General features: G+C 35.1%; 5 protein-coding genes. All 5 read right to left on the reverse strand.

Annotated elements, in window-relative coordinates:
* On the reverse strand, positions 1 to 317 hold a 317-nt coding region (locus tag ACFIKE_RS08620; protein ID WP_375649320.1), incomplete at its 3' end, for a biotin transporter BioY.
* 256 nt (positions 318 to 573) lie between these two features.
* Positions 574 to 1,143 (reverse strand): biotin transporter BioY, encoded by a 570-nt coding sequence (locus tag ACFIKE_RS08625; RefSeq protein ID WP_375626819.1) that lies wholly within the window; start codon positions 1,141 to 1,143, stop codon positions 574 to 576.
* Between the two features lie 15 nt (positions 1,144 to 1,158).
* Complete coding sequence (locus tag ACFIKE_RS08630; RefSeq protein WP_375649321.1) at positions 1,159 to 1,797, reverse strand: energy-coupling factor transporter transmembrane component T family protein; 639 nt, start codon at positions 1,795 to 1,797, stop codon at positions 1,159 to 1,161.
* Positions 1,794 to 2,474 carry an energy-coupling factor ABC transporter ATP-binding protein gene (locus ACFIKE_RS08635; protein WP_012754688.1) on the reverse strand — a complete coding sequence of 227 codons (681 nt, stop codon included), beginning with the start codon at positions 2,472 to 2,474 and terminating at the stop codon, positions 1,794 to 1,796. Before ACFIKE_RS08635 ends, ACFIKE_RS08630 begins: the two co-directional genes overlap by 4 nt.
* A 40-nt stretch (positions 2,475 to 2,514) precedes the next feature.
* The coding region (locus tag ACFIKE_RS08640; protein WP_375649322.1) for an amino acid permease at positions 2,515 to 3,758 on the reverse strand (1,244 nt) is incomplete at its 5' end.

The raw sequence follows: 3,758 nt of genomic DNA on the forward strand, positions 1-3,758 counted from the left end.
AATTCTACCATAAAGCCAATAAAAAATGCAGCAAATGGAAAACTAATCAGATAACCACTCGTAACTCCTGAAAAAACACTAATTCCACCACGACCACCAGGCAATAGAGGTAATCCAATCGCAACAAGAATAAGGAAAAGAAGTGATGCTAAAGCTCCCCTTTTCGCTCCAAGTATAGAGCCTGCTAACATCGGAGCCATAGACTGAGCTGTAATAGGGACACCCAGTAAAAAAGGAAGATAAATAGGAGGGAAAAGACTCAAAACAGCGTAAATAGCGGCAAATAAAGCAATATAAACTAAGTCTTTTGTATTCACTGAATTATTCCTTCACTATGGAAAATATTTCGTTAATGTTCTATATTAATAAAAAGTATCAGATTTATAAAAGTACACTTTAAATGCCTTAGATATAGAGAAAAATATTATAATAATTTATTTTAATAATATCACTTATATAAATCATATTAGATTCTACAATGTTTAATTACATCATAGATTACTATGGTTAAATTCAGTAAAATTATTGTGATACATGAATATTATATAATAACAGCGTAACAAAATAATACATTCATTTTAGCTTGTTCTTATTATGCTTTGAATGAATGAGAGGAACAGATCTTTTAATCGCGAGTGCAACAAAGGATGCAATCAACACTTTTAAACAATCGCCTATCAAAAAACCTGATGAAGCCATTAAAACCTTCAGTAAAGAGACTTTGGTCATATACGCTGTCCATGGAACACCAAAAGAATAAACTATCCCAATGCCACCAACAGTATTTATCACAAATAATGTTATAAAATTTAACCGCTGCCAAAACAATTCTACCATTAAACCAATAAAAAATGCAGCAAATGGAAAACCTATTAAGTAACCACTTGCAATCCCTGAAAAGACACTGATTCCACCACGACCACCAGGCAACAGAGGTAATCCAATCGCAACAAGAACAAGAAAAAGGAGTGATGCTAAAGCACCCCTTTTTGCCCCAAGAATAGACCCTGCTAGCATCGGTCCCATCGATTGAGCTGTAATAGGTACCCCTAGAAGAAAAGGAAGATAAATAGAAGGGAAAAGTCCTAAAATAGCATAAATAGCGGCAAATAAAGCAATATAAACTAAATCTTTTGTATTCATTTGATTCTTCTTTCACTATAAAAAACTTTGATTATTATGAGATGCTGTATCAATGGTATCAGCATCATAAGAACGCGCTTCCAATGCTTCAGCCACTTCTGAAGCCATTCTTATGGTTCGTATAATTAAAGGTATCGCAAGAGCGACAATGTTAGTATTAAGTCCCCGTGCTTGCTGTGCTTCATGTACCTCATTAAACTTTTCACTCAAAAGAGGAATAAACCTGATCGCCATAGAAATAACCATACTCACTTTTGATGGATTTATACCAAAACAGCAAAAAGGCTGAAGCCAGACTTCAATTGCATCCACCATATCTGAAACTTTTGTTGTGAATGAAACAAGTGATGATAAAGAAAAGAGGATAACAAGACGTAATATGACCTCAATCCCCGTAAGCCAACCGCTAAAAATAGTTTGAAATACAAATAGAAGAACCAAAAGCAATCCCATCGATTTAAATTGCTTTATCGCAGTTTTGAGAGGGACCTTGGCGACTCTATAGAATAAGATGACCAACAACAAAAATAACCCAAGAAGCGCTATGGAAGAAACCATTATTATAAAAGTTCCACACGCCGCAAGAAATAATAACTTAACTCCAGGACTTAACCTATGAATAAACGTATCCCTTGGAATATATAAACCGATCATGACATTCTTCTTATATACTCCTTGATAGCAACAAAAGGTACATCATCAATTGCTATCTCCCCCTTATCAAAAACCAGCACTCTATCAAACTTTTTCAAAAACTCCAAATCATGCGATACAACTATTGCCGTTTGTGGTAATTCTTCTATCACTTGCGTAACGCGATGCTTATTTCGCAAATCAAGTAATGTCGTCGGCTCATCAAAAATAATGTAGTCTGGTTTCATTGCAACTACACCGGAAATAGCAACGAGTTGTTTTTGCCCACCACTTAATAAATGGACAGCGTGATTTCTGAAGTCTTGAAGTTCGTAGCGCTGTAAAATTTCATCTACACGCTCCTTAATTTCATCTTTACTAAGCTTTAAATTTTTGAGACCAAATGATAAGTCCTCTTCAACTAATGGTAAAACAATCTGATTATCGGGATTCTGAAATACAAATCCAACTTTACGCTTTACTGCTTTTGCATCGCGCTTGGTATCAAGCCCATCAACGCTTACAAAACCGTGAGATGGTAATTGGAGTCCATTAATAAGACGAACAAATGTACTTTTTCCAGAACCATTCGCACCTATAACAGCAATTCGTTTTTCGGTAAGCTGTACAGTAATATTCCTTAAAACACACAAATCACCAAAAACTTGTGTTACCTCATCAAATTTTATAGTCCCCAAGATTTATTCCAATCAATCCGTTTTATTAGCTCTTCTTTCTCTATCGTCTCAGTTTATAACCTAAAAGTAATAATAAGCACCATAGAGGAATAATAATGACTGCCAAACTCATATCAGGCATCTGTACAGGAATATATGTTTCAAGAAAAGGCACGCTTATTCCTATCATATCAAAAAGTCGAGTCATCAATCCATTTTGCCCAAAACCACTGATAAACATAATGCAAAATAATAAAGCAAGAAAGCAGAGACAAAGATAGTTAGCGTAAGGATATAAACCAAACGCATAAGTAAAGTTGCCTTTTCTGTTCTTATGTGCATTGCGAAATTTCAAATGAACAATAACAATAATAGCCCAAGTAATCACTGCTGCTGCAGTTGCAAGAGCCATGATCCGCATGAAACTATTATCAGGAACAAGAGCATTAAAAACGACAATCAACACCGTACAGAATGATGAAAAAAGGATAGCAATATAAGGAACACGAGCAGCACTCAGTTTACTAAAAATATGTGGTGCATTTTTTTGTACAGCTAAACTATAAAGCATACGTCCATTAGAATAAATGCCACTATTGTAAACAGAAATAGCAGCCATAATCACCACAAAATTCAAAATATGACCAGCAGCAGGAATTCCTATAGTCTCGAAAATTGTAACAAAAGGACTGCCATTTTTTCCAATCATATTCCAAGGGCTGATTATCATAATAACGCTGATAGAACCAATATAAAAAATTATAATCCTCCACATAACTTGACGGATAGCCGCTGGAATTGTTTTTTGTGGATCAGATGCCTCTCCAGCAGCAATACCAATAAGCTCTGTTCCTCCAAAGGAAAACATTACTACAGAAGTCGCTAAAACAACCCCTACTGCTCCATAAGGGAAAAAACCGCCATGGTCCCAAAGATAATGAATATTCGCTTGATTTTCCCCTAGTTCAGTGACAATGAGAAAAATTCCCAAAATAATCATACCAATAACAGCAGCCACTTTGATCAAAGCGCAAGCAAATTCAAATTCTCCATAAAAACGAACATTAAACAAGTTAATGAATGTAACAAATAAAAGAACAATGAAAGATGCTTTCCAATGATCAATCAAAATCCAATGATCAAGATAAAAACCTATCACTGTAAGTTCAGCCATGCTCACAAGAATATAAAGAAACCAATAATTCCAACCTGTTATGAAACCAGCTAATCTCCCCCAATATTTATAAGCAAAAAAACTAAATGCTCCTGAAGACGGCTCTTCTACTGACATTTCACCAAGCATTC

Origin of the sequence: Bartonella sp. MU70NMGDW (assembly GCF_042194085.1) — a bacterium.
GTDB classification, from domain to species: domain Bacteria; phylum Pseudomonadota; class Alphaproteobacteria; order Rhizobiales; family Rhizobiaceae; genus Bartonella; species Bartonella grahamii.

Bases quoted from the DNA above. Each gene is read 5' to 3' on its own strand.
- ACFIKE_RS08625 (WP_375626819.1), bottom strand. From the start codon at position 1,143: ATGAATACAAAAGATTTAGTTTATATTGCTTTATTTGCCGCTATTTAT.
- ACFIKE_RS08630 (WP_375649321.1), bottom strand. From the start codon at position 1,797: ATGATCGGTTTATATATTCCAAGGGATACGTTTATTCATAGGTTAAGT.